This window comes from Arthrobacter sp. CJL-S3, assembly GCF_056711635.1.
This window is the reverse complement of record NZ_CM160046.1, coordinates 3,968,623-3,990,444: the sequence shown is the minus strand read 5'-3', so window position 1 is coordinate 3,990,444 and position 21,822 is coordinate 3,968,623. Positions and strand designations below refer to the sequence as shown.

At 68.8% G+C, this 21,822-nt stretch carries 16 protein-coding genes; 7 read left to right on the top strand and 9 right to left on the bottom strand.

Annotated features, from left to right (window positions below; genetic code table 11):
- Positions 1-29: 29 nt before the first annotated feature.
- The 6 genes from AC06G6_RS18320 to AC06G6_RS18295 form a co-directional block, all read right to left on the bottom strand.
- Positions 30-830 carry a hydroxypyruvate isomerase family protein gene (locus AC06G6_RS18320; protein WP_479824513.1) on the bottom strand — a complete coding sequence of 267 codons (801 nt, stop codon included), beginning with the start codon at positions 828-830 and terminating at the stop codon, positions 30-32.
- A 273-nt stretch (positions 831-1,103) separates the two neighbouring features.
- On the bottom strand, positions 1,104-1,265 hold the full coding sequence (locus AC06G6_RS18315; RefSeq protein WP_479824511.1) for a hypothetical protein: 162 nt from the start codon (positions 1,263-1,265) through the stop codon (positions 1,104-1,106).
- Positions 1,266-1,378: 113 nt separating this feature from the next.
- Positions 1,379-2,194: a bifunctional allantoicase/(S)-ureidoglycine aminohydrolase gene (locus AC06G6_RS18310; protein WP_479824509.1), complete on the bottom strand. Its 816-nt coding sequence runs from the start codon at positions 2,192-2,194 to the stop codon at positions 1,379-1,381.
- Between the two features lie 35 nt (positions 2,195-2,229).
- On the bottom strand, positions 2,230-3,510 hold the full coding sequence (locus tag AC06G6_RS18305) for a DUF6986 family protein (RefSeq protein WP_479824507.1): 1,281 nt from the start codon (positions 3,508-3,510) through the stop codon (positions 2,230-2,232).
- 57 nt (positions 3,511-3,567) lie between these two features.
- On the bottom strand, positions 3,568-5,166 hold the full coding sequence (aceB, locus tag AC06G6_RS18300; RefSeq protein WP_479824505.1) for a malate synthase A: 1,599 nt from the start codon (positions 5,164-5,166) through the stop codon (positions 3,568-3,570).
- 42 nt (positions 5,167-5,208) lie between these two features.
- Positions 5,209-6,621 (bottom strand): NAD-dependent malic enzyme, encoded by a 1,413-nt coding sequence (locus AC06G6_RS18295; RefSeq protein WP_479824503.1) that lies wholly within the window; start codon positions 6,619-6,621, stop codon positions 5,209-5,211.
- A gap of 253 nt (positions 6,622-6,874) precedes the next feature.
- Between AC06G6_RS18295 and AC06G6_RS18290 the strand changes: the two genes are divergently transcribed.
- Positions 6,875-7,630 carry an IclR family transcriptional regulator gene (locus AC06G6_RS18290; RefSeq protein WP_479824501.1) on the top strand — a complete coding sequence of 252 codons (756 nt, stop codon included), beginning with the start codon at positions 6,875-6,877 and terminating at the stop codon, positions 7,628-7,630.
- Between the two features lie 107 nt (positions 7,631-7,737).
- On the opposite strand, the gene AC06G6_RS18285 is transcribed toward AC06G6_RS18290, so the two are convergent.
- The 3 genes from AC06G6_RS18285 to AC06G6_RS18275 all read right to left on the bottom strand — a co-directional run bounded on the left by AC06G6_RS18285 (position 7,738) and on the right by AC06G6_RS18275 (position 12,257).
- Positions 7,738-9,243, bottom strand: a complete 1,506-nt coding sequence (locus AC06G6_RS18285; RefSeq protein ID WP_479824499.1) for a nucleobase:cation symporter-2 family protein — start codon at positions 9,241-9,243, stop codon at positions 7,738-7,740.
- Positions 9,244-9,418: 175 nt separating this feature from the next.
- Complete coding sequence (gene pucL / locus AC06G6_RS18280) at positions 9,419-10,327, bottom strand: factor-independent urate hydroxylase (RefSeq protein ID WP_307464401.1); 909 nt, start codon at positions 10,325-10,327, stop codon at positions 9,419-9,421.
- 541 nt (positions 10,328-10,868) lie between these two features.
- Positions 10,869-12,257: an 8-oxoguanine deaminase gene (locus tag AC06G6_RS18275; protein ID WP_479824497.1), complete on the bottom strand. Its 1,389-nt coding sequence runs from the start codon at positions 12,255-12,257 to the stop codon at positions 10,869-10,871.
- Between the two features lie 392 nt (positions 12,258-12,649).
- On the opposite strand from AC06G6_RS18275, the gene AC06G6_RS18270 reads away from it, so the two are divergent.
- The 6 genes from AC06G6_RS18270 (at position 12,650) to AC06G6_RS18245 (ending at position 21,810) form a co-directional block, all read left to right on the top strand.
- Complete coding sequence (locus tag AC06G6_RS18270; protein ID WP_479824495.1) at positions 12,650-13,144, top strand: nucleoside deaminase; 495 nt, start codon at positions 12,650-12,652, stop codon at positions 13,142-13,144.
- 14 nt (positions 13,145-13,158) lie between these two features.
- Entirely contained in the window at positions 13,159-14,697 is a 1,539-nt protein-coding gene (locus tag AC06G6_RS18265; protein ID WP_479824494.1) for an NCS2 family permease, read from the top strand.
- A 167-nt stretch (positions 14,698-14,864) separates the two neighbouring features.
- The gene (locus AC06G6_RS18260) at positions 14,865-16,112 is read left to right on the top strand and encodes an XdhC family protein (protein WP_479824492.1); all 1,248 of its coding nucleotides are present in this window, start codon (positions 14,865-14,867) and stop codon (positions 16,110-16,112) included.
- Positions 16,103-17,074: an FAD binding domain-containing protein gene (locus tag AC06G6_RS18255; protein WP_479824490.1), complete on the top strand. Its 972-nt coding sequence runs from the start codon at positions 16,103-16,105 to the stop codon at positions 17,072-17,074. The genes AC06G6_RS18260 and AC06G6_RS18255 overlap by 10 nt, the downstream gene beginning before the upstream one ends.
- A gap of 2 nt (positions 17,075-17,076) precedes the next feature.
- Entirely contained in the window at positions 17,077-20,034 is a 2,958-nt protein-coding gene (locus AC06G6_RS18250; RefSeq protein WP_479824488.1) for a molybdopterin-dependent oxidoreductase, read from the top strand.
- 207 nt (positions 20,035-20,241) lie between these two features.
- A complete protein-coding gene (locus AC06G6_RS18245; RefSeq protein ID WP_479824486.1) occupies positions 20,242-21,810 on the top strand; it encodes an NCS1 family nucleobase:cation symporter-1 in 1,569 nt (522 codons plus the stop codon).
- The last annotated feature ends 12 nt before the right edge of the window (positions 21,811-21,822 follow it).

The window sequence follows — 21,822 nt, the reverse complement described above, 5'->3', positions numbered from 1 at the left end:
CCGCGGCGGGTGCGGGGTGCGGGTGGGGACTACCGGGCGACGCGCTGGCGGATGGCCCAGGCGAAGGCGGTTTCCGCCGGTTCCTTGTACTCGAGGCCGATGTAGCCCTCGTAGCCGAGTTGGCGGCTGCGGGCGATCCATTCGCCGAGGGGAAGCTCACCGGTTCCGGGAGCCCCGCGGCCGGGGTTGTCGGCGATCTGGATGTGGCCGAAGTCTTTGGCGTGTTTTTCGATGACGGCGGCGACGTCGTCCCCGTTGACCGAGAGGTGGTAGAAATCGGCGAGGAGACTGATGTTCCCCGCACCGGTTTCCTGCTCCACGCGGGCGATGACCCGGAGGGCGTCGTCTGCGGTGAGGAGCGGGTACCGGGGGGCGCCGCTGACCGGTTCGAGCAGCACCGTGCCGCCGATCCGCGCCACGCCAGCGGCCGCGGCCGCGAGGTTCTCGACCGCCAGTTCGTCCTGGGCTTCCGGGGTGTGCCCGTCCTGCCGGTTGCCGTAGAGGGCGTTGAAGGACGTGCAGCCGAGCCGTCCGCCGATGCCGGAGACCACATCGATGTTGTCCTTGAACTCGGAGCTGCGGCCGACCCAGGACACGAGGCCGCGGTCGCCGCCCGGCATGTCGCCGGCGTTGAAGTTGAGGCCGGTGAGCTGGACCCCGGCGTCGGTGATGGCCCGCTCGAAGCGGGTGACCTCGGCATCGGCGGGCACCGACGCCGCGAAGGGCCACCAGAACTCGACGGCGTCGAAGCCGGCGGCCTTGGCCGCGGCGGGCCGCTCGAGGAGGGGCAGTTCGGTCAGCAGGATGGAGCAGTTCACGGTGTACGTCATGGTGTGTTCTTTCCGGTGCGGGCGGAAGCTGGAGGAGTGGCTTCCTTGCCACTCTCAACTTCCACTTTGTGGAATAAAGATTCTGCTTTATGAAAAGTGTAGGGAAAGTGGGGCGGGTGCGTCAAGGGGTAAAGGGAAGAGGGGCCCAGCTGCCGGATCCTCAGGCGGACCGGGTCGTCTGCGGGCGCAGTTTCCGGGCGCAGCCTGAGGGCGTGCCTCGGGGGCCGGGCATCAGGGCCCGGCGGATTCCTGGCGGGCAGGGCGGGGGTTTTGCTACCCCTTCGTGGGGTCTTTCCGGGAGGCCAGGCCCACCAGCGCGCCGACGGCCACGCCGATCAGCAGGCCCGTGAACGGCTTGTCGACGGTGGCCACGCCGATGGCGAAGCCCAGGGCAGCGCCCAGGAGCATTCCTATCCACAGGGATTCGTACTTCACAGGCTCAGGCTAGCAAGCGCCGCCAAGCCCCACAGGCCGCCACGGAGGCGCCGGGGGCGCAAAGAGAACGGGCCCGCCCCGTCAGGCGGGGCGGGCCCGGTGTTGCGGCCGGCCTAGGTAAGGCGGATCTGCCGGTTGACGTCCTTGTACAGCAGGTAGCGGAACGGGCCCGGCCCGCCGGCGTAGCAGGCCTGCGGGCAGAAGGCGCGGAGCCACATGAAGTCGCCGGCCTCGACCTCCACCCAGTCGTCGTTGAGCCGGTAGACGGCTTTGCCCTCGAGGACAAAGAGGCCGTGTTCCATCACATGGGTTTCGGCGAACGGGATGGAGCCGCCGGGCTGGAACGTGACGATGTTGACGTGCATGTCGTGGGCCAGATCGTCCGGATCCACGAAACGCGTGGTCGCCCAGGCGCCGTTCGTGCCCGGCATGGGCCGCGGCTCGACATCCTGGTCGCGGGTCACGAAGGACTTCGCGGTGTAGCCGGCCAGCGGCTCATAGGCCTTGCGGATCCACTGGAAACTGGCAGCGTCCGCGGCGCCGTCGTTGGAGACCTTCCAGTCCGAACCCGCGGCGAGATAGGCGTAGCCGCCGGTCTCCAGGTGGTGGATCTCGCCGTCGAGCGTCAGCGTCAGTTCGCCCTTGGTGAGGAAGATGACGCCTTCGACGCCGGCTTCCGCCTCGGGCTTGTCGCTGCCGCCGCCCGGTGCCACTTCCACGATCAGCTGCGAGAACGTGGTGGCGAAGCCGGCGATGGGCCGGGCGATGATCCAGGCGCGGGTCTTGGTCCAGCCGGGGAGGTTGGACGTGACGATGTCGCGCAGCACCCCTTTGGGGATGACCGTGTAGGCCTCTTTGACCACGGCGCGGTCGGTGAGGAGCTGGGTTTGCGGCGGCAGGCCGCCTTCGGGGGAAAAGTAGTTGCTCATGGGTGCACTCCTTGCGTAAGGGTCAGTGACGGGGGTCAGTGGTTGGGGGCGGCTGCCGGCTGTGCCAGCCGGGGGTGGGCCAGGACGGTCAGCTGGGGCAGTCCCAGGCCCGTCAGCCCGCGGACTTCCTCGGCGCCGGCGGCACCGCACTGGATGCCGCGCAGCACGAAGGCCGCGAGGGCCCTGGCAGTGGCGGGTTCGTCCATGACGCCGCCCTCGGTGCGCTCCACATAGTTGCGGAGCCGCGCGGCGGCGGCGGGCAGGCCCTGCCGGTAGAACGCGTAGGTGGCGGCGAAGCGGCTCGGCAGCTGGGCGGGGTGGAGGTCCCAGCCCTGGTAGTAGCCGCGTTCCAGCGAGCGGCGGACCAGCCGGCCGTGGAGCCGCCAGGCGTCCTGCACCCCGTCGCCGACCGGAATGACGTTGGTGGATCCGTCGGAGAGCCGGATGCCGGTTCCGGCGACGGCCAGCTGCATGACCTCTTTGGCGAAGTCCGCCACCGGGTGTTCCATCGACTGGTATTCCGCGGAGATCTGCAGCGAGGCTGAATAGTCGTACGTGCCGTAGTGCAGGGCGCTGATCCGGCCGGGGACGGCGTGCGGCAGCTGCGCCACGGGGGAGGTGCCGTCCGGGCCCAGGATCAGCTGCGGCGTTTCCACCTGGACCTCGAACCGCAACCGGCCGGCGGGCAGCGAGTGGGCTTCCTCCAGCCGGGACACGGCATAGTCCATGGCCTGCACCTGGGCCACGGTGGTGACCTTGGGCAGGGTGAGGATGAGCCCGTCCGGGAGCTCGCCGGCGGCGGCCAGGCCGGACACGAACAGGTCCAGGGTGCGCAGCCCGCGGGCGCGGGTGGGCGCCTCGAAGCATTTGAACCGGATCCCGATGAACGGCGGGGCGGTGCCGTCCGCCACCGCGGCGGCCACGGCGGCGGCGGCAGCGACGGCGTCGGCGTCCTCGGCGTCGTCACCGCGGTCCCCGTAGCCGTCCTCGAAGTCCAGCCGGAGGTCCTCGATCGGTTCGCTGCCGAGCTTCGCGGCCACCCGGGCTGCGACGGCGGCGGCCAGTTCGGGGTCCTGGCCGAGCAGGGTTCCGAGCCGTTCCAGCCCGCCGTGGGCTTCGGCCGCGGCCAGCGCCTGGGCGCCCCAGCCGGCCGCGAACCCGGGGGTGAAGCGGTCGGCCGGGATGTAGACGGTGTGGACCGGCTGGCGGGTGCCGTCGTCGCCCGGGTAGTTCCGTTCCAGCAGCTCATCCGTCGCCGCCAGCAGGGCATCGATCCGGCCCAGATCGGAGCCGGAGAGTGCCCCGGAGGGAGTCACGGAGGGAGTCACAGAGCGCGGCCCGGAGGGAGGCCCGGATGGAGTCGCAGCCATGGCTCAGCCCACCAGTTCGTAGGCCGGGGTGGTGAGGAAGTCCGTGTAGTCCTCGGAGAGGCAGATGTCGCCGATGAGCTTGCTCGCGGGCAGGTAGTGCTTCGCGAAGGCGTCCTCGCCCACCTCGCCGCGGAGCTTCTCGGTCTCCTCGGCCAGGATTCCGGCCACCAGCTCGCGGGTTACGGTCCGGCCGGTGTCGGCGAGGACCACCTGGTTGCGGATCTGCTGCCAGACCTGCGAGCGGGAGATTTCCGCCGTCGCGGCGTCCTCCATCAGGTTGTGGATGGCGACGGCGCCGTTGCCCGAGATCCAGACCGCGGTGTAGGCGACGGCGACGTAGAGGTTCAGGCGCAGGCCCGCCTCGGTGACCGTGCCGTCCGCGGAGGCGATGTCCAGCAGCTGGTCCGCGGTGACGGAAACTTCCGGGCGCTGCTTGTCCAGCTGGTTCGGCCGTTCGCCGAGGACGGCGTCGAAGACGTCGCGGCAGACCGGGACCAGGTCCGGGTGGGCCACCCAGGATCCGTCAAAGCCGTCGTTCGCCTCGCGGGTCTTGTCCGCCCGGACCTTCTCGAATGCCTGGGCCGTCACGTCGGGCTCGCGGCGGTTGGGGATCACGGCCGCCATGCCGCCCATCGCGAAGGCGCCGCGGTGGTGGCAGGTCTTGACCAGCAGCTCGGTGTAGGCGCGCATGAACGGCGCGGTCATGGCCACGGTGGCGCGGTCCGGGAGCACAAAGCGCGGGCCGGCGTCGCGGAAGTACTTGATGATGCTGAACAGGTAGTCCCAGCGCCCGGCGTTCAGGCCGGAGGCGTGGTCGCGGAGTTCGTAGAGGATCTCGTCCATCTCGAAGGCCGCCGGGATGGTCTCGATCAGGACGGTGGCGCGGATGGTGCCCTGCGGGATCCCGAGGTAGTCCTGCGCGAAGACGAAGATCTCGTTCCAGAGGCGGGCCTCGAGATGGCTCTCCATTTTGGGCAGGTAGTAGTAGGGTCCCTGGCCGTTCTCCAGCAGCTGCTTGGCGGTGTGGAAGAAGTGCAGGCCGAAGTCCACCAGGGCGCCCACGGTGTGCTCGCCGCCGATCAGCAGGTGGCGCTCGCTCATGTGCCAGCCGCGCGGGCGCGCCACGACGACGGCCAGCGGACCGTCGGTCCGCAGCTTGTACTCCTTCCCTTCCGGGGAGGTGTAGGCCAGGGTGCCCGCCGCCGCGTCGCGGAGGTTCAGGATCGATTCGATCACGTTGGACCAGGTGGGCGTGCTGGCGTCCTCAAGGTCGGCGAGCCAGACCTTGGCGCCGGAGTTCAGGGCGTTGATGGCCATCTTGGCCGGCGCGGCCGGGCCGGTCATTTCCACGCGGCGGTCCTGCAGGGCTGCCGGGGCGGGCGCAACGGTCCAGTCGCCCTCGCGGACGTCGCGGGTCTCCGGCAGGAAGTCGAGCCGGCCGGTGCGGGCCACCTCCTCGCGTTTGACGGCGCGGGCCTTGAGCAGATCCCCGCGGGTGGCGGCAAAGCGCTGGTGCAGTTCCTCGATGAAGGCCAGGGCCTCGGGCGTGAGGATCTCCTCCGCACGGTCAACGGGGCGGTGGGCTGAAATGGTGAGAGCCATTGTGGTCCTTCCTGTTCGGTGAATCAGGGCTGCAAATGCGGTTCAGGCGTGGGCGTGCGCGGCGGCGGGGGCCGCCGCATGGGCCGCCGCGGCAACGGCGGCGGCGACGTCGGCGGCCACATGGGGGTCGAAGACGCTGGGAATGATGTAGCTGGCATTGAGCTCATCGTCAGCCACCCGGTTCGCGATCGCCCTTGCGGCGGCCACGAGCATCTCGGGGGTGATGTCCGCTGCACCCGCGTCCAGCAGACCGCGGAAGAACCCGGGGAAGGCCAGGACGTTGTTGATCTGGTTGGGGAAATCGCTGCGGCCGGTCGCCACCACGGCGGCGTGCCGCGACGCGATGACCGGATCGATTTCCGGCGTGGGGTTGGCCATGGCGAACACAATAGCGTCCCTGGCCATGGATGCCACCTGCTCTTCGCCGATCACGTGCGGTGCGCTGACGCCGATGAAGACGTCGGCTCCCTTGAGGGCTTCGTGCAGGGTGCCGGAGAATCCCTGTTCGTTGGTGTTCTCGGCAATCCAGGTGCGGTGCTCGTCGCTGTACTGTTCGCCGAAGTGGATCGCGCCCGCGCGGCCGGCGGCGATGATGTTCCGCGCCCCCTGGGCCTTGAGCAGCTGGATGATGGCGGAACCGGCCGCCCCGACGCCGGACACTACGATCCGGACGTCGGGGAGCTTCTTGCCCACCACGCGCAGGGCGTTGGTCAGGGCCGCGAGGGTGACGATGGCGGTGCCGTGCTGGTCGTCATGGAAGACCGGGATGTCGAGTTCCTCGCGGAGCCGGGTTTCGATCTCGAAGCAGCGCGGCGCGGCGATGTCCTCGAGGTTGACGCCGCCGTAGACCGGGGCGAGTGCCTTGACGATTTTGATGATTTCCTCGGTGTCCTGCGTGTCCAGGCACACCGGCCAGGCGTCGACGTTGGCGAACTGCTTGAACAGCGCAGCCTTACCCTCCATCACCGGCAGCGCGGCGGCCGGGCCGATGTTGCCCAGGCCCAGGACGGCGGAGCCGTCGGTGACGACGGCGATGGTGTTGCGTTTGATGGTCAGGTTCCGGGCGGCCTCGGGGTTCTCCGCGATGGCCATGCAGACACGCGCGACGCCGGGAGTGTAGGCCCGGGAGAGATCGTCGCGGTTGCGCAGCGCGACCTTCGGGACGACCTCGAGCTTGCCGCCGAGGTGCATCAGGAAGGTGCGGTCCGAGACGTTGCGGACGGTGACGCCGTCGAGCGCGTTCAGCGCGTCCTTGACGCGGGCGGCGTGGTCGTCATCCGTGGTGTTGCAGGTGACGTCGACGACGAGGGTCTCGTGGTGGGACTCGGTGACGTCCAAGGCGGTGATCGCGGCGCCGGCGGCACCGACGGCGGCGGCCAGTTCGCTGGTGGCCGTGAAGCTGGACGGTGCCTCCACGCGCAGGGTGATCGAATTTCCGGGGCTCGGATTCGCCATTGAATTTCCTCCTGGTCGGCCCGCGGACGGGCGTTCGCTGTTCTCACTTATTTCGTATTATGGATATTATTATCTACTTTGTGGAAACACAAGCCCCGCGGGGTGGCGTTTCCGGTGTGTCGCCGCCGCAGCGACGCGGCGTGGACGCCGCTTCGACGGCGCGCCGGACGTGCTGTATCTTGGGTCTACTAAGCACTTTTTTCACGATGTGGATAAAAGTTGTCGCAAGCCGATCCCTCAGGAGACCCAAGTTATGGCGGAAAAAGCCCCCGGAGGCGTGCAGTCCGTTGAGCGCGTTTTCGAACTTCTGGAGCTGATCACTGATGCCGGCGGGGACGTCACCCTCAGTGAACTGTCGTCCTCCACCGACCTGCCGCTGCCCACGATCCACCGGCTGCTCCGCACGCTGGTCACCCTGGGATACATCCGGCAGCTGCCGAACCGCCGCTACGCCCTGGGCCCGCGCCTGATCCGCCTGGGCGAGGCGGCGAACAAGCAGCTCGGCGCGCTCGCCCGGCCGCAGCTCCAGTCGCTCGTGGAGCGGCTCGGGGAAACCGCCAACATGGCGGTGCTCGATTCGGACATGGTCATGTACGTGGCCCAGGTCCCGTCCCTGCACTCCATGCGGATGATCACCGAGGTGGGCCGCCGCGGCTACATGCACGCGACCGGCATGGGCAAAGCGATCCTGGCCCAGCTCGACGACGAGACGGTGCGCGGCATCGTCGCCCGGAAGGGCATGCCCACCCCCACCCCGAAGAGCATCGGCGACGTCGAGGCCCTGTTCGCGGACCTGAAGCTGATCCGGGACCGCGGCTACTCCATCGACGAGGAGGAGCAGGAGATCGGTGTCCGCTGCTTCGCTATCGCCATCCCCAACGCGCCGACTCCCGCGGCGATTTCGGTCTCCGGCCCTGTTTCGCGGGTGGACAAGTCCTTCGCGGACCGGGCGGTCCCGCTGCTGCGTGAGGCGGCCCTGGCGATTTCCCAGGACCTCAACAAGAGCTGAACCCCGGCTGTACAGCAGCCGGCGCCGCAGCCGGCGAGGCCACAGTGCGGCCCCTTTCCCTTCCGGGAACGGGGCCGCACTTGCCATTTCGGTGGTGTCGCCGTCGGTCAGTGCTCGGTTTTCGACGCCGACTCGACGGCCACTTCCTTGCCGTCGCAGTCGATCAGCTTGCCGCCTTCGAAGCGGTCGCCGTCGGCCAGGCACTTGAGGTCCTGTTCCCGCACGATCCGTTCGGTGCCGGCCACAAACACCGACTGGTTCTCCGAGTTGCCCGCCTTGAAGTGGTTGAACAGCAGGTTCAGCAGGATGGCCATCACGGCGGCCGAGCTGATGCCGGAGTGGAAGATCGTGGCGAACCAGGACGGGAACTGGTCGTAGAAGGCCGGGGCGGCAATCGGGATCATGCCGAAGCCGATCGAGGCGGCCACGATGATCAGGTTCATGTTGTTCTTGTACTCCACCTTGGCCAGGGTCCGGATGCCGCTGGCCGCCACCGTGCCGAACAGCACGACGCCGGCGCCGCCCAGCACCGGGGTCGGCACCGCGGCCACCACCCGGCCCAGGACCGGAAGCAGGCCCAGGATCACCAGGATGGCGCCGCCGGCGCTGACCACGAAGCGGCTCTTGACGCCCGTGATGGCGACCAGTCCCACGTTCTGGGCGAAGGCGCTTTGGGTGAAGGAGTTGAACAGCGGCGAGATGGCGCTGGAGAGCATGTCCGCCCGCAGCCCGTCGCCGATGCGCTTGGAGTCCACCTTGGTGCCCACGATCTCGCCGACGGCGATGATGTCCGCGGACGTCTCCGTCAGTGTCACCAGGATCACGATCAGCATCGAGATGATCGCCGCCACGTGGAACGTGGGCGGCCCGAAGGCGAACGGGGTGGGGAACGCGACCATGTCGCCCTGGCCGACCTTGGAGAAGTCGGTCATTCCGGCGATGAAGGCGATGACCGTGCCCAGCACCATGGCCAGGAGGATGGACAGCCGCGAGATGGTGGCGCTGCCGACCTTGCTCAGCAGCAGCACGATCGCCATGGTGGCCGCCGCCAGCCCGATGTTGGCCATGGAGCCGTAGTTGGGCGCCGCCTTGTTGCCGCCCATGGCCCAGTTCGCGGCCACCGGCATCAGGGTCAGCCCGATGACGGTGATGACCGTTCCGGTGACCACCGGCGGGAAGAAGCGGATGATCTTGGAGAACAGCGGCGTGATGAGCAGGCCGATCAGGGAGGCGGCAATCACCGAGCCGAACACGGACTGGATTCCGCCGCCTTCGTCGACGATCGCCACCATCGTGGAAACGCCCGCGAACGAGACGCCCTGGACCAGCGGAAGCCGGGAACCGAAGAACGGGATGCCGATGGTCTGGAGGATGGTGGCCAGGCCGCCCACAAAGAGGCAGGCCGCAATCAGGAGGCCGATTTCCTGCGACGGCATTCCGGCGGCCGCGCCGATGATCAGCGGCGGCGCGATGATGCCGCCGTACATCGTCAGGACGTGCTGGAGGCCGTAGGCGAAGGTGCTTCCGATCGGAAGCCGTTCGTCCTCGGGCCGGTCGGACGGTGTGCGGCCGGCGCGGGACTTAACCGCTGACGGCTTCTTTTTCATGTTCATGGCAGACTTTCTTGGTTCATGGCAGACGTCTTTGTCTGGCTAACGGTGTCTGGCTAACAGATGTGGCTTATGGTGTGCTGCTTGCTCTTCCGGCTGCCTGTTCCGGGGCCGGCACGGGTGCTGGCCCCGGAACAGGCAGCCAAGCCGGGTTTCTGGGCCGGCGGGCCGAAGTTCCTTAGCAGAATCCGGCGATGCCGGACCACGCGGCATCGGCCGGTGCTGCGTCCTCGCGCTGGACCGTCGCCTCGATCAGGCCGTACGGCCGGTCGGCGGCGAAGAACACCTCGTTGGGGTTGTCGAGGCCAAACGGCGAGAGGTCCACCAGGAAGTGGTGCTTGTTGGGCATCGAGAACTTGATCTCGTCAATCTCGCTGTGTGCCTCGAGAACTTTGGTGCCCATGTCGAACAGGGTCTGCTGCAGGGCGTGGGAGTACTTTTCGGTGAAACCCTCCAGCAGGAGGGCCTTGACGTCCTCGTAGCTCTTGTTGAAGTCGAGGGAGCCGAAGTCCGTGCCGGGGTTGTAGCGCCAGCGGGCGGAAACATCCGTCGCGAGGATCCGGTCAGTGGTTTCCGGCAGGGTGGTGTACTTGTCCCGCGGGTAGCCGACGAAGCCCGACTGCGTGGACTTGAGAACCGTCAGGTCCTTGAGCCCCGAGATCAGGTGCCGGTCGGCGCCGTCGCGGACCAGCACGGCGGTCCGGACTTCCTGGCCGTTGCGCACGAAGGAGTGGTCGTGGGCCGCGCCGTGGGCCTGGATGCGGTCCCAGCTGTAGGACTCGGCCTCCCAGCGGCCGCCGGTCACCCAGTCGAAGCTCGAGGTGAAGTGGTCGCCGAGGCGGAGCAGGAAGGCCTCCGGGGAGCCAATGCCCTCCCGGGCGAAGGCGTAGATGGTGTTCTTCTGCGTGTCCGTGGCCACCACGTGGCTGTTGTCGCCTTCCAGGTGGGCCGCGGCGAAGTCGCCGCGGAGCTGCGAGGTGACGTTGAGGTCTTCGATCTCGTGGCGCTCCGTGTCGCGGGTGATCTTGACGACGCGGACTTCGGCCTTACCGTACTGGTTCTGTCCGAGGACGATTTTGTTGTTCATGGAGGGGTTCCCAACTTCCGGTATGTGGAATCAAACTCCCACATAGAAATTTCCGACGCATTTCGCGTTCGTTTCTTTCTCCGCCGACCCATAAAAAAGAGCCGACGTCAGTTGACGCCAGCTCATTACAACCCTGCCTGCTGCTCCCAGGTTACGTGACCTACGCCACGAATTACCTTCAAGGCTAGCCCAGTCCGGCCGTGGTGTACATCACAATCTGAAATTTCCGATTGTGACCGACGGCGCTGCGTGACGGCGGTCGCAGGCCCTTGACCGCTCCGGGCCGCAGTCTTATCGTTTCCGTATAGCAAGAACTAAGTTTCGTATAGCGAAAATAGACCACGAGAAAACAAGACCAGAACAGGGAGCAACAAAATGCAGCAGCACCAACCAGCCGCCACGGCCGCGGAGCCCCCGGCACCGCCCGCCGAGCTCTACCTCCCCCGCGGCGGCACCGATCCGGACTTCCACTTCCCGGCCGACCGGGGGCACCGGCCCGGCCGGGTCTCACGCTGGATCAACAGACTGCGCGTTGCCAGGTCTAGCCGGCCACCAGCTTCCGCGCCGCAGCCGAGTGCTCCGCAGTGAGCCCGGCGATGTCCAGTCCCGGAATGTTGCCGTCCACCACGCGCCACTGCCCGCCCACCATGACGCGGTCCGCCCGGTCGGCCGCGCACAGCAACAGGGCAGCGACGGGGTCATGGCTGCCGGAGAAGCGCAGTTCGTCGAGTTTGAAGAGGGCCAGGTCCGCCTGCATCCCGGGGGCCAGCTGGCCCAGGTCCGGCCGGCCCAGGACGGCGGCGGAGCCCCGCGTCGCCCAGCCCAGCGCCCGTTCCACCGGGACCTGCGCGCCGTAGCGCAGCCGCTGCAGGTACAGGGCTTGCCGCGCCTCCAGGATCATGTTGGACGCATCGTTCGAGGCTGAACCGTCCACGCCCAGTCCCACCGGGACGCCCGCGTCCTCCAGTTCCAGCACCCTGGCCGTGCCGGAGGCCAGCCGCATGTTGGACGTGGGGCAGTGCGCGACGGCGGTGCCGGCGGCCCCGAGCGCGGCGATCTCGCCGTCGGTGAAGTGGATGCCGTGGCCCAGCCAGGTCCGGTCGCTCAGCCAGCCCACGCTGTCGAGGTAGTCCACGGTCCGCAGGCCGAACATCTCCCGGCAGAAGTCCTCCTCGTCCAGGGTCTCGGCAAGGTGCGTGTGCAGCCGGACATCGTGCCGCTCTGCCAGGACCGCGCTCTCCGCCATGACCTCCCGGGTGACCGAAAACGGCGAGCACGGCGCCAGCGCAATCTGGACAGTCGCGCCGTCGCCGCGCTGGTGGTACTCGCCGATGAGCCGTTCACTGTCGGCCAGGATGACGTCCGGTGACTGCACCGTGGACTGCGGCGGCAGGCCGCCGTCGTCCGTTCCGAGGCTCATGGAGCCCCGGGTGAGCGTGGCGCGCATGCCGAGTTCGCGCACGGCCCGGACCTCGATGTCGATGGCGTCCTCCAAGCCGTCCGGGAACAGGTAGTGATGATCCGCCGCCGTGGTGCAGCCGGAGAGCAGCAGTTCGGCGAGGGCCACCGTGGTGGCCAGTTCCAGGTCGCGGGGGGTGAGGCGCGCCCAGACCGGGTACAGGTTCTGCAGCCAGGGGAAGAGCGGCGCGTTGGCCACCGGACCCCAGGCCCGCGTGAGGGTCTGGTAGAAGTGGTGGTGCGTGTTGATGAGCCCCGGCAGCAGCACGTGGCTGCCGGCGTCGAACGTTTCCTGGCAGGGCGCCGCGGGCAGCTGCCCGGCGGCCAGAACTTCAACGATGATGCCGCCGCTCACCACGATTCCGCCGGAGGCGTCGAGGCTGTTGGCCGTGAAGGCGCCGAGCGGGTTCTTGATCCAGAGCCGCGTGCCGGGAGCGGGATGTGGCGTGCCTGAATGGCGGGGGAGGGTCATGGGGGATCCTTGTCTGGTGGTTGCCGGTGCGTGCAATTCCAGCTCAGTGATGCCCTGTCTGCTGATCCAGGTGGCCGGCGGAGAGGCGCCGGCTGGGGACCAGCGTATGGCCGCCGTAAGCCGCCCGTCAACGGCGCCGCATGTGACAGGGGGAGGTGAGCCCGCGGAAACATGAATTTCACATCCCGAAATTAAGTTTCCAGAAATCTATGGCGCAGCTCACGTTCCGGTGCTAATCTCGATCTTGCCAAAGGCGGGCACCCGGACTCCGGGGAAGCTATCTACCAGGCGCAACTTAACCTTCAAAGCACATGCTGAAGCCTGGTAACCGTCGCATCTGGCCCTTCCGTCTCACCTCGGTATACCGGCTTCCCAGCAAAGGGAGTCGCATCATGAGCAGCACCGTCACGGCCGAACATTTTCTGGCCAGATCCATCCAGCTGGCCACGGCCAACGTCCTAAACAGCGGCGGGCCCTTCGGCGCCGTCATCGTCACCGCGGGCGGTCAAGCGTTCGACGGCGTCAACCGCGTCACCGCCACCAACGATCCCACCGCCCACGCCGAAGTCACGGCCATCCGGCGGGCCTGCAGCGAACTGGGCACGTTCGACCTGCGGGGAGCCACCCTCTACACGAGCTGCGAGCCCTGCCCGATGTGCCTGGCCTCCGCGCTGTGGGCGCGGGTGGAGCGCGTGGTCTTCGCGGCGGACCGGCACGACGCCGCCTCCGTCGGCTTCGACGACGCCGTCTTCTACGAGTACTTCGAGAACGAGAACCGGGATGCCCTCATGCCGGTGTCCAAGCTGGAACTGGGTGATCCCCAGGCCCCTGCGGTGCTGGAACCGTTCAACACCTGGAACACGCTCGGCTCCAGGATTGACTACTAGGGCCGGCGGCTGACATGACAATCCTCGATCAGTCCCACGAAGGCCCGCAGCCGGCAACAACGCCGGCCCCCAAAGCCGCAGCCGAGACCAAGCGGCAGGCCCGCAACACCCGGCCGCCGGCGTCGAACGCTTTCCTGGACCGCTTCTTCCACATCACCGAGCGCGGCTCGACGCTTGCCCGCGAGTTCCGCGGCGGCCTGGTCACGTTCTTCACGATGGCCTACATTGTGATCCTGAATCCGCTGATCCTTGGCGGCTTCAGCGCCGGCAATGCACCCACCGACGTGGCCGGCGGCTGGCTGTCCGCCGCGCAGGTCGGCGCCGTCACCGGACTCACCGCCGGTGTGATGACCATTCTGTTCGGGCTCGTAGCCAATCTGCCGTTCGGCCTGGCCGCGGGACTGGGCATCAACTCCTTCCTCGCGGTCTCGGTGATCAACGACGTCACGTGGCCCGAGGCCATGGGCCTGGTGGTCCTCAACGGCATCCTGATCGTCCTCTTCGGCGTCACCGGCGCCCGGACGGCCATCTTCCGGGCCGTCCCCAAGGAACTGAAGGCAGCCATCACCGTCGGCATCGGCCTCTTCATCGCGTTCATCGGCTTCGTCGACTCGGGCTTCGTCCGGGCGACGACGGCCGGGCCCCCGGTGCAGCTGGGCGACAACGGCTCCATCACCTCAGTTCCCACCCTCGTCTTCGTCGTCGGACTCCTCGTCATGGGCATCCTCGTGGCCCGCAAGGTCCAGGGCGGACTGCTGATCGGGATCGTCGCCACCACGGTGCTCGCAGCAATCGTCGAGGCCGTTCTGCGCATCGGCCCCGGCAGCGCCACAAACCCCGGCGGCTGGCACCTGAACACCCCGGTGCTCTCCGGCCAGCTGGTGTCGGCGCCCGACCTGGGCCTCGTGGGACAGTTCGATATGTTCGGTGCCTTCGGCCGGATCGGCGGGCTTGCCGCCACCATGCTGGTCTTCACGCTGGTCTTCACCAACTTCTTTGATGCCATGGGCACCATGACCGGACTCGCCAAGAGCGCCGGTGTCGCCCACAAGGACGGCACGTTCCCGCGGCTCAAGTCGGCCTTCATCGTTGAAGGCATCGGTGCCGTTGCCGGCGGCGCGACCTCGGGATCCTCGAACACCGTCTACATCGATTCCGCCGCGGGCATCGGCGAAGGCGCCCGGACCGGGCTGGCCTCCGTGGTCACCGGTGTCCTGTTCCTTGGCTCCATGTTCCTCACGCCGCTCACCAGCGTGGTTCCGCTGGAGGTGGCCGCCGCCGCCCTGGTGGTGGTGGGCGCCATGATGATGGCCCAGATCCGCGAGATCAAGTTCACCAAATTCGCGGTGGCTCTCCCGGCGTTCCTGACCATCGTCACGATGCCGCTGAGCTACTCGATCGCCAACGGCATCGGCGTCGGCTTCATCTCGTGGGCCATCATCGGGGCAGCGTCCGGGAAGGCCAAGAAGATCCATCCGCTCATGTGGGTTGTGACGGCCGGATTCCTGGTCTACTTCGCCCGCGGCCCCATCAACGCGCTGCTGGGCGCCTGACATCCGGACTTGCGCTGCGCTTTCGGACCGCCGCACCGGGGATCCCCGGCGCGAAATTCCGGAAGCGCAGCGCTTCTGGGCCACGCCGCCGCGGCGGTGCTGTCCCCGGACACCGATTGGAACGAGAATATGCACACGATCGCCGCACAGGAAAAGAGAGTGCAGCCATGTTGGATCTGATGCCGTCACTGGGCGAATGGTGGCCTGCTGCGTCCGGCCGGCGCTGCGCCGTGGCCACAGTGGTGGGGACCGGCGGTTCCGTGCCGCGCCCGGTGGGAACCTCCATGCTGGTCTCCGAGTCCGGCGATGTCCTCGGCAGCCTCTCCGGCGGCTGCGTTGAGGGCGCCGTCGTCGCGGCGGCCCTGGAAGTGATGGCCGACGGCGGCACGCGCCGCGAGTTCTTCGGCTACAGCAACGAGGACGCATTCGCCGTCGGGCTCACCTGCGGGGGCGAGCTGGACGTCCACATCGAACTGTTGGCGGACACCCTCGGGGGCCTCCGGCCGGAGGGCCTGACCGCCCTGGACGCCCACGATCCCGCAGCGGGCCTGGCGCTCATCCGCCGGATCGATGCGCACGGCCCGGACGGTGCCGGATATCCGCGAGGCGCCGGGGCGGTTGTCATCCCGGATCCGGCCAGCTACCGGGTTGCAGAGTCCGACGCCGTGGCCGCCCTGCTGGGAGTCGACGGCGGGGACCGCTCCCTGCTGCAGGCGGCCGCCGCGCAGCTCGAACCCCTGCTGAGAAACGGGACCACCGGGGTGGTGCGGCTGGCGGCGGAATCCGGCTGCTACGGCGACGCCGCGGCGGGGCCCGCCGCCGAGCCCGTCACCCTGCTCGTGGAGAGCAGGCTGCCGCCGGCCCGGATGCTGGTGTTCGGCGCCAACGATTTCGGCGCGGCCCTGGTGCCGGCCGCCCGGCTGCTCGGCTACCACGTCACCCTGTGCGACGCCCGGCCGGCGTTCGCGGGGCAGGACAGGTTCGCGGCGGCGGACCAGGTGGTCACGGACTGGCCGCACCGGTACCTGGCCGCCGAAGCCGCGGCCGGCCGGCTCGATGCCCGGACCGTGGTCTGCGTCCTCACGCACGATCCCAAGTTCGACATCCCGCTGCTGCAGGCCGCGCTTGGCCTGGACCTGGCCTACGTCGGGGCCATGGGATCGCGGCGGAGCCACGCCCAGCGGATGGCATCGCTGCTCGCCGCCGGGGTGGCGCCCGAGAAGGCCGAGCGGCTGCATTCCCCGATCGGACTGGACCTGGGCGCCGTAACCCCGGCGGAGGTGGCCGTCTCCATCACCGCGGAGCTGGTCGCCGGCCGGAGCCGGGCCGCCCGCGGGCTGTCCCTGAAACACGGGACCGGACCGATCCACCACTTCGTCAACACCCCGCAACACCAGGAGATGCCATGGACATGAACACCATCGAGGCCGTGGTCCGCACCGCGGATCCGGCCGACTGGCAGGCCGGCGACGCCTGGCTGGCCGGCGGCACCGTGCTGTTCTCCTACGGCAGCTACGCGTTCGGCAAGGAACCGCTCCGGCGGCTCCTGGACCTCGGCTCCACCGGCTGGCCGGCGATCACGGTGTCCGACGCCGGGATCGAACTCGCGGCCACCTGCACCATCGCGGAGCTCTACGCGCTGCCCGCCGGCGAAGCGGGCCGGACGCACGCCGGGATCTGGCCCGCGCTGGAGCTGATCCGGCCGTGCTGCGATTCCTTCGTGGCGTCCTTCAAGGTCTGGAACATGTCCACCGTGGGCGGCAACCTCTGCACCTCCCTGCCGGCCGGACCCATGATCTCGCTCTGCGCGGCCCTGGACGGCGTGGCCACGGTGCTCGGCCCGGGCGGGTCCAGCCGCACCGTCCCGGTGGCGGAATTCGTGACCGGGGACGCACGCAACTGCCTGGCACCCGGCGAGCTGCTCCGCAAAGTCCAGCTGCCGGCGTCGGCCCTTGCCTCCCGGGTGGCGTTCCGCCGGCTGTCGCTCAGCAACCTGGGACGGTCGGGGGTGCTGCTGATCGGCAGGCTCGACGCCGACGGCAGCCTGGTCCTCACGGTCACCGCCGCCACCAAGCGCCCCGTGCAGCTGCGCCTCGCGGCGGCTCCCGGCGCCCCGACGTCGCCGGCGGCCCTGGCCGAAGCGCTCGACGCCATCCCGGACGGGCTCTACCACGATGACATCCACGGCCTGCCGGCCTGGCGCAAGGACATGACCTACCGGCTGGCCGAGGAGATCCGGGCAGAGCTGGCCGCCCCGGCAGGGGTTCCGCCGGTCCGCGTCTCGGGGGACTTCTGGCCTCCGAGGGGCGACGCGCCCCCTTCACAGCACACAGTTTCTTCACGGCACACGGTTTCGCCGCAGCAGGAAAGGGCCTGAGCATGGCTATCGAGATCAACGGGACCCCGGCGCAGGCCGAACCCCGTCCCGGGCAGTGCCTGCGGACGTTCCTGCGCGAGCAGGGCAACTTCGGCGTCAAGAAGGGCTGCGACGGCGGCGACTGCGGCGCCTGCACCGTCCATGTGGACGGCACCCCCGTGCACAGCTGCATCTACCCGGCCGTCCGCGCCGAGGGCCGCACCGTCACCACCATCGAGGGGCTCGCCCGCACCTGCGGACCGTCCGAGGGGACCGACACGGCCGGGACTGCGTCCGGCGCCGGCGGCGCGACCGGGACTGCGTCCGATGCGGGCGCCGCGACCGGGACTGCGTCCGATGCGGGCGCCGCGACCGGGACTGCGCCCGGCACCGCCCTGCACCCGATGCAGCAGCAGTTCCTGGAACGGCAGGGCTTCCAGTGCGGGTTCTGCACCGCCGGCATGGTGATGACGGCGGCCACCTTCGACGACGAACAGAAGGCCGACCTGCCGCGGAACCTGAAGGGGAACCTGTGCCGCTGCACCGGCTACCGGGCCATCGGCGACGCCGTCTGCGGTGAGGCCGCGCACGGCGCATCGAGCCACCCCGGCCCCGCGGGACCCGGCTCCGGGATACCCGGCGAGAGCCAGCCCGAGCCGCAGCCCGGCCAGCTCGGCGACGACGTCCCGGCCCCCGCCGGCCGGGCGATCGTCACCGGCACCGCGCGCTACACGCTGGATGTGCCGGCATCAGAGCTTCCGGGGCTGCTGCACGTGAAGCTCCTGCGCTCGCCGCACGCCCACGCCCGCGTGCTATCCATCGACGCCGCGGACGCGCTGGCAATTCCCGGCGTCGAGGCGGTCTTCACCCACGAGGACGCGCCCGCCCAGCTGTTTTCCACCGCGCAGCACGAGCTGTACACCGACGATCCGGACGACACCCGGGTGCTCGATGACGTGGTCCGGTTCGTCGGGCAGCGGATCGCCGCCGTCGTCGCCGAGACCGTCGCCGCGGCGGAGGCCGGCGTCCGGGCGCTGAAGGTGGAGTACCAGGTGCTGGACGCGGTGTTCACCCCGCAGGACGCGCTGCGCCCCGGCGCCCCGGCGATCCACGGGGACAAGGACGCCGCCACAGCCCGCATCGGGCGGCCGGAACGCAACGTCGTCGCCGAGCTGCACTCCGAACTCGGCGACGTCGCGGCGGCCTTTGCCGCCGCGGACTTCATCCACGAGCAGACCTACCGCACCCAGCGGGTGCAGCACACCGCGCTGGAGACCCACGCCGCCATCGCCTCGATCGACGACGAAGGCCGGCTCCAGGTCCGCACGTCCAGCCAGGTGCCGTTCCTGGTCCGGCGCACCCTGGGCCGGGTGTTCGGCCTGCCGGAGGACCGGATCCGGGTGGTCGCGGGACGGGTCGGCGGCGGCTTCGGCGGCAAGCAGGAGGTCCTCACCGAGGACATCGTGGCGCTCGCAGCGCTGAAACTGCGGCGCCCGGTGCAGCTCGAATTCACCCGCACCGAGCAGTTCACGGCAGCCACCACCCGCCACCCGTTCACCATCCGGCTCAAGGCCGCCGCCAGCGCAGGGGGCAGACTGACCGCCCTGCAGCTGGACGTGCTGACCAACGCCGGCGCCTACGGCAACCATTCGGTGGGCGTGATGTTCCACGGCTGCGGCGAATCCCTGGCCGTGTACAACTGCGCCAACAAGAAGGTCGACGCGCAGGCGGTGTACACCAACACCGTGCCCTCCGGCGCGTTCCGCGGCTACGGGCTGAGCCAGACGGCCTTCGCGATCGAATCCGCGGTCGACGAGCTCGCCGCCGGGATCGGCATGGACCCGATGGAGTTCCGCCGCCGCAACATGGTCCGCGAGGGCGACGACATGCTCTCCACCCACCCCGACCCGGAAGAGGACGTCCTCTACGGCAGCTACGGGCTCGACCAGTGCACGCGGCTGGTGCAGGACGCCCTGGCCCGCGGCCGGGAACGCTACCGGGAGGCCGGGCTCGAGGACCTCGGCCCGGACTGGGTCACCGGGGAGGGCACGGCGCTGTCCATGATCGACACTGTCCCGCCGCGGGGCCACTTCGCGCACTCCCGGATCCGGCTGCTGCCTGACGGGAGCTACCAGGTGGACGTGGGGACCGCGGAGTTCGGCAACGGAACCACCACCGTGCACGCCCAGCTCGCCGCCACCGCCCTGTCCACCACCGCGGGCCGGATCACGGTCCGGCAGTCGGACACCGACCTGGTCGACCACGATTCCGGCGCCTTCGGCTCGGCCGGGACGGTGGTGGCCGGGAAGGCCACCCTGGCCGCGGCCGAGGAACTGGCGGTGCGGATCCGCGCCTTCGCCGCCGGCCTCCGGCAGGTCCAGGCCTCCGGGTGCGTGCTGGAGGGGGACGCGGTCCTCTGCGAGGGAACCCGGGTGCCGCTGGCGGAGTTGTTCGACGCCGCCGTTGCGGCCGGCGTCGAACTCTCCGGCGAGGGGCACTGGGGCGGGACGCCGCGGTCGGTGGCGTTCAACGTCCACGGGTTCCGGGTGGCGGTGAACACCGGGACGGGGGAGCTGCGGATCCTGCAGAGCGTCCAGGCCGCCGACGCCGGCGTCGTGGTCAACCCGCGGCAGTGCCGCGGGCAGATCGAGGGCGGCATCGCGCAGGCCCTCGGCGCCGCGCTGTACGAGGAGGTCAGGGTGGACGACGCCGGACGGGTCACCACGGACATCCTCCGGCAGTACCACATCCCGTCCTTCGCCGACGTGCCGCGCAGCGAGGTGTACTTCGCCGACACCTCCGACAAGCTGGGCCCGCTGGGCGCAAAATCCATGAGCGAGAGCCCGTTCAATCCTGTGGCGCCGGCGCTGGCCAACGCCATCCGGAACGCCACCGGGGTCCGGTTCGCTGAGCTGCCGATCGCCCGGGACAAAATCTACCTCGGCCTGAAGGAAGCGGGGCTGGCAACGTCCTCCCGGTAGGTGCCTCCGGTCCCCAGCCAACCGTTTGTGACCGGCCGGATTCCGGTGGCCCTTGACGCCGGCGTGACCCAGGTCATACCGTTATTTCACTACTCGATACCCATCTTCCGCATTGTGGAATATAAGCAATGACGCTCCTGCCGGTGGTTTCCGACACAGATCCCGGTGCGGAATGGATGGAAGACATCTTCAAGAAGTGAGATCACGATGCAGACGACCCCGTTGACCGGCGTCGAGCCGGATCCCGAGACCGCTGCTGGCCTGAACAAAGCATCCCACCCTTCCATGGGTGTCGACGCGCTTTGCGATGCCGCCAGCGCAGCCTCCGGCCGGACGATCAGTCCCACCCTGTACAACATCGACCTTGCCCCGACCAAGCGGGAGGGCCGCCGCTGGACCAGCTACAGCATCTTCACCCTCTGGGCCAACGACGTCCACAGCCTTGGAAACTACGCCTTTGCCATCGGGCTCTTCGCCCTCGGCCTGGGCGGCTGGCAGATCCTTCTCGCCCTGGGCGTCGGAGCCGTTCTCCTGTTTGCGCTGCTCAGCTTCTCCGGCTTCATGGGCGTCAAGACCGGTGTCCCGTTCCCCGTCATGAGCCGGATCAGCTTCGGCATCCGGGGAGCCCAGATCGCCAGCCTCCTGCGCGGGGCCGTGGCCGTGGCATGGTTCGGCATCCAGACCTACCTGGCGTCCGTGGTTCTCCGCGTCATGCTGGTGGCCATGCTGCCCTCGCTGCGGGAGCTGGACGCCAACTCCATCCTCGGCCTGTCCACGCTGGGCTGGGCATCGTTCGTGTTCCTCTGGATCGTCCAGCTGGTCATCGTCAGTTTCGGCATGGAAATGATCCGCAAGTACGAGGCCTTCGCCGGTCCCATCATCCTGGTAACGATGGCTGCCATCGCCGTCTGGATCTTTGTGGAGGCCGGCGGGTCCATCGCCTGGGCCGCGGACAATGCCCTCGAAGGCGCCGAAATGTGGCGCACCATCTTTGCCGGCGGTGCACTCTGGGTGGCCATTTACGGGACCTTTGTCCTGAACTTCTGTGACTTCACCCGGTCCGCCGTCTCCAAGCAGGCTGTGGTCCGCGGCAACTTCTGGGGCATCCCGATCAACATGCTCCTGTTCGGCGCGATCGTGGTGGTCATGGCCGGCGGACAGTTCAAGATCAACGGCACCATCATCGAGAGCCCGTCGGACATCGTTCAGACCATCCCCAACACGCTGTTCCTGGTCCTGGCCTGCCTCGCGCTGCTGATCCTGACCATCGCCGTCAATCTGATGGCCAACTTCGTGGCCCCCGTCTACGCCCTCACCAACCTCTTCCCGAAGCACCTGAACTTCCGCCGGGCGGCCTGGGTCAGCGGCACGATCGGCCTGATCATCCTGCCGTGGAACCTGTACAACAACCCGCTCGTGATCGTGTACTTCCTCGGCGGACTCGGAGCGCTGCTCGGCCCGCTGTTCGGCGTCGTGATGGCCGATTACTGGCTGCTGCGCCGCGGCCGGGTCAACGTTATCGAGCTCTACAGTGAGGACCCGGCGGGGGCCTACTACTACAAGAAGGGCTTCAACCCCCGCGCGATCATCGCCATGGTGCCCGCCGCCTGCCTTGCGCTCCTCATCGCGTTTGTTCCGGCGCTGGAAGCCGCGGCCCCGTTCGCGTGGTTCGTCGCGGCCGGTATCGCCGCGGTGGTCTACTACGTCATCTCGGACCGCTCCCAGCGGCTCGACGACGTCGACGGCGAGCCAATTGCCATCGCCAGCACCCACTGACCAGCCCTCCTG

Bases quoted from the DNA above. Each gene is read 5' to 3' on its own strand.
- AC06G6_RS18260 (WP_479824492.1), top strand. From the start codon at position 14,865: ATGTTGGATCTGATGCCGTCACTGGGCGAATGGTGGCCTGCTGCGTCC.
- aceB (WP_479824505.1), bottom strand. From the start codon at position 5,166: ATGGCTCTCACCATTTCAGCCCACCGCCCCGTTGACCGTGCGGAGGAG.
- AC06G6_RS18320 (WP_479824513.1), bottom strand. From the start codon at position 830: ATGACGTACACCGTGAACTGCTCCATCCTGCTGACCGAACTGCCCCTC.
- AC06G6_RS18270 (WP_479824495.1), top strand. From the start codon at position 12,650: ATGAGCAGCACCGTCACGGCCGAACATTTTCTGGCCAGATCCATCCAG.
- AC06G6_RS18265 (WP_479824494.1), top strand. From the start codon at position 13,159: ATGACAATCCTCGATCAGTCCCACGAAGGCCCGCAGCCGGCAACAACG.
- AC06G6_RS18310 (WP_479824509.1), bottom strand. From the start codon at position 2,194: ATGAGCAACTACTTTTCCCCCGAAGGCGGCCTGCCGCCGCAAACCCAG.
- AC06G6_RS18250 (WP_479824488.1), top strand. From the start codon at position 17,077: ATGGCTATCGAGATCAACGGGACCCCGGCGCAGGCCGAACCCCGTCCC.
- AC06G6_RS18295 (WP_479824503.1), bottom strand. From the start codon at position 6,621: ATGGCGAATCCGAGCCCCGGAAATTCGATCACCCTGCGCGTGGAGGCA.
- AC06G6_RS18255 (WP_479824490.1), top strand. From the start codon at position 16,103: ATGGACATGAACACCATCGAGGCCGTGGTCCGCACCGCGGATCCGGCC.
- AC06G6_RS18285 (WP_479824499.1), bottom strand. From the start codon at position 9,243: ATGAACATGAAAAAGAAGCCGTCAGCGGTTAAGTCCCGCGCCGGCCGC.
- AC06G6_RS18275 (WP_479824497.1), bottom strand. From the start codon at position 12,257: ATGACCCTCCCCCGCCATTCAGGCACGCCACATCCCGCTCCCGGCACG.
- AC06G6_RS18290 (WP_479824501.1), top strand. From the start codon at position 6,875: ATGGCGGAAAAAGCCCCCGGAGGCGTGCAGTCCGTTGAGCGCGTTTTC.
- AC06G6_RS18245 (WP_479824486.1), top strand. From the start codon at position 20,242: ATGCAGACGACCCCGTTGACCGGCGTCGAGCCGGATCCCGAGACCGCT.
- pucL (WP_307464401.1), bottom strand. From the start codon at position 10,327: ATGAACAACAAAATCGTCCTCGGACAGAACCAGTACGGTAAGGCCGAA.